Below are 3,566 nucleotides of genomic sequence, written 5' to 3' on the forward strand. Positions count from 1 at the left end.
ACCCCTCGCCACCGCAGCCTGAACGACCCGGCGAACCTATGCGGTCAGAGCACTAAGGGTGCGACGGGCGACCGTCGGCGCATGGGAGTCGGGCAAGACCGAGCCCCGGCCGCCGGAGCGGGAGGCGTACGCGCGCCTGCTGGAGCAGCTCGCCACGCTCTACCCCGCTTCCAAGAGCAGCGGTGTCACGCAGGAGGACACCGCGGTGCCGCAGACCGCCGCGGCGTCCGCAGCCCCGTCCGGGTCAGCGGCGCCGTCGACGGCCTTGGTGAGCCCGTCGACGGCGTCGACGGGCGGGGAACCGGACGCTGCGGCGACAGTCGAGGCAGAGAAGCCTTCCGCTCCTCCCGCGTCCATTCGGGCACCGGCCGCCGTGTCGGGTCCGCGTGCCGAGTGAGCGTCGCAGGGCTCACGCCGTCCGAGCACGCAGAAGGCCGTCGAGGCCGACACGTCCGCGTCCGGCGGCGTTTAGCCCAGATGATCACCATGGACAGCGGCGAGGTGCTCGCCGGGCAGGCCTTCAGAAGGCCTGCGCCCAGTTCGGTATCTCCTGATGGCCCAACCTGCGCCCACTCCCCGTCCCCGAAGTGGCCAGGCGGCCCCTTGCAGTTGCGGAGCGGAGTTCGGTTTCCCCTGCGAGAGGCGTCCCTATGCCAAATCCCCCACGCCGTATACGCGTCGCCGTGTCCGGCGCTCAAAGACCGCACGGCCTTCCCCAACAGAGTCAGTCGAGCACAAGGACCACAGACTGCGCAGGCTGTCCACCAGCACCTGAGCCGGACGCGAGCCGGGAGGGTACGCCTGGCGCGCGGTGGTCCATTCCACCAACATGCGGCTTGCCAAGCGGGCCGTTTCGGACGAGGTGAAGGGAAAGCGGCTACTGCGTCCTTCCGTTGCCATGTAGCACATGGCGTCCAAAGACTCCCGCACCTGCTCCCGCAGAGCCCTCAGATCGTCGTCTGTCACAGCCAGAAACGTTTCGAGCCGCTCCACACCAGATGTTGTGCTGCGCTCCGCGAGTTGCTCGCTGTGGCAGACGGCTGCAAGCAGCCACGCTGCGCGAGACTGCTCGGGCGGTCCCGCGAACGCCATGGAGGCGCGTAGGTCCGCCATGAATACGTGATCCTGTGTCGGAAGAGCCGGCGCGTTCAGCCAGATCAGCACACCGCGGACGCGCTCATCGAGTTCGGTGCGCGATGCCTTGGCCAGTTCCCGGCGGCGCCGGAGGTTGTCTCTCATCTGCCGTACGGCCGCCTCGTGCTCTGTCATGTCGATGGCAGCCACAGCCTCGGCCCAGTTGTACTCGGGGGCGACTTCGTCGCGGAAGTCCGCCGGAATCCGCGTCAGCTCTGCGTCTCGTTGGTCGCGGGTTTTGGTGTACTGCGGAAAGTAGGTCTTGAGCAGGGCGGCGCGGAGGGGATCCGGCGACACCGAGACCCCGTTGAAGAACGCCAGGAGCGCGAGTTCCTCGTTGGTTCTACATAACTGGGCGCACGTCAGGAGGCCCACCACAAGGCTGGCCGTTTCTGGCGTGTAGACCTTGGTGTTCCCGATGCGCACCAAAGTGCCCGGCCCTGGCCGCGGAATCAGGCCGGCTGTCCGCCACCGTTCCAGCCGGTAGGGACTCAACTTCAGTCCGAGTCCTGCCGCGATGCGAATCAAGTGTCGGTCAGCCGCGCTGGGCTCAGTTCTCACCATGGGGTCCAAGCTACGGAAGCGGGCTCTGCAGCTTCTGAAGGTGAGCGCGGGGCAGGCACGGGCAGGTTCCCTGGGCGGCTCAGTTCGTCTCGCGCAGCACGTCAGCCGCCGCAGGCGCCCGCTCCCCCGCTGCACACGCCTCTGTGAACAGGTCAGACGGACCACCGACCACACCGTCGGCATCGGCGGGCGGAGCGGCGCCGACCGAGGATGCCTCCACGCAGTCCGCAATCTCGGCGGCCGGGGAAGTCACGGCGGAAGCGACAGCCGCAGGCCCCGCCGCAGACCAGGGCTGGGCCCGACTGGCGTTGTCGCGCTTCGTCACGAAGCACGGTGGCAAGGCGCAACGGCCGCTGGCCGACCGAGCCGGAGCTGAACCGGTTTCGGATACGGTGCATGCGTGCTGGGCGACGGCCCGGGACTCCCGTACGATGCCTGCTCTTCGTCTGCGGACGTGCTGATGGCCCCCGAGCAGCTCAGAGCGCAGACGGTCCACCATCCGCTGTCACTGGTCGGACGGCCGCAGCCTCAGCCCGGGGCGGGCTTTCGTGGGCCTATTCCTCCCCGGTTCGCAGGAGAGTGCCATTGGCTCCCGGGGCGTAGGTGCGACGCGCGTTCTTCTCGATCTTGCGTGCGACTTCCTCGTCCAGGTTGACACCCTGCATCTGGGCGAGCCCGGCCAGGTACAGGAACACGTCGGCCAGTTCCTCGCCGCGGTCGGGAAGTCCCTTGCGCCAGGCGGTGAAGGCTTCGCCGACCTCTGCGGTCAGGAGTCCGAATTCCAGGGGCACGTCCTTGGTGTTGAAGCCTTTGCTGAGTTTGTTCTCCCAGGCGAGCTTCTGGGCCTCGGCGATGTCCACGGTGGTCCCCTTGAACAGTCTGGTCCTTTGTCTCGGGGAACCCTAGCGAGGCTCAAGAGGCTGATGGGCGGAAACCCTACCGGTGTCAGCCGGGGTGACGGTTGGTGTTCGATGCGGTGTCGTACGTCAGGACCGGTACGTGGCGGCTGAGGGTGCCGAAGGCGCGTTGGTAGGCATCGGCGAGGGCGGTGATCTGCTGCAGGGCGGGAGCCTGGCCATCGCGTGCTTTGAGTCGCTGGTGCACGGTGGTGGCGGGGGCGGTGAGGTGGAGGAAGACTCCGTCGCGGGCGGTGACCAGTTGGGCGAGGTCGAGGGCCTGGCTCCAGGTGAGGCGGGAGTGGCCGCGGTAGAGGGGGCCGTAGACGAGTTCGCTGAGGAAGCTGCGGTCCAGGACCAGTCGGCCCGGGCGGGCCAGGAGGTCGCGGTAGCGGTTGATCAGGTCCTGGTGGTCGGGGGTTCGTGGTGAGTGGACGGCGGTGAAGCCGTAGCGGGTGACGAGGTGGTGGGCCAGGGTGCTCTTGCCCACGCCGTCGGCGCCTTCGGCCACGATGGTGCGGTGGCCGGCGATGGCCTCGAGAGTCACCCGCCGATCCACGCGGTCACCTCTTTTTCGCTGTTCAGTAGGGCGTCTACGCCGTACTGGATCATCAGGTTGCGGCGGTTGGGCTCGCGGCCGGCGGCGTGCGTGTAGCTGCTGCGCGGGAGGTAGGCGGCCGCCGGCAGGCCGGCGGCGCAGGCCGCGCCTATCAGGAGGGCGGCGCCGGGCGGGGTTTCGGGGCCGCAGGCGTCGACGACGATGCGAGCGGAGCTGAGAGCGGCGGCCCAATCATGGCACGCGGCTGTGACGGGCTCGGCGGCTTCGAACCGGGTCGGGCCGATGACGGTCACGGAGGGGCAGCGGACCAGGCCGGGTAGTGGGTGGTGCGACAGGGCGTATGGGGAGGGCTCGGCGTACTGAACCGTTCCGGGTTCGGTAGGGACTCGATCATTTGAGAGGATCGAGTCATG

At 68.4% G+C, this 3,566-nt stretch carries 4 protein-coding genes; all 4 read right to left on the reverse strand.

The window, feature by feature from the left end; translation table 11 throughout:
• Positions 1-648: 648 nt before the first annotated feature.
• Entirely contained in the window at positions 649-1,698 is a 1,050-nt protein-coding gene (locus AB0B40_RS38020) for a hypothetical protein (protein WP_362268202.1), read from the reverse strand.
• 554 nt (positions 1,699-2,252) lie between these two features.
• Complete coding sequence (locus AB0B40_RS38025; RefSeq protein WP_351251905.1) at positions 2,253-2,558, reverse strand: hypothetical protein; 306 nt, start codon at positions 2,556-2,558, stop codon at positions 2,253-2,255.
• An 85-nt stretch (positions 2,559-2,643) separates the two neighbouring features.
• Positions 2,644-3,141, reverse strand: coding sequence for a hypothetical protein (locus tag AB0B40_RS38030; RefSeq protein WP_362268204.1), 498 nt, complete (start codon positions 3,139-3,141; stop codon positions 2,644-2,646).
• Entirely contained in the window at positions 3,138-3,446 is a 309-nt protein-coding gene (locus AB0B40_RS38035; protein ID WP_362268206.1) for a hypothetical protein, read from the reverse strand. The genes AB0B40_RS38030 and AB0B40_RS38035 overlap by 4 nt, the downstream gene beginning before the upstream one ends.
• Positions 3,447-3,566 lie beyond the last annotated feature (120 nt).

This window comes from Streptomyces sp. NPDC042638 (genome assembly GCF_040647235.1).
In the GTDB taxonomy this organism is placed as follows: domain Bacteria; phylum Actinomycetota; class Actinomycetes; order Streptomycetales; family Streptomycetaceae; genus Streptomyces; species Streptomyces rameus.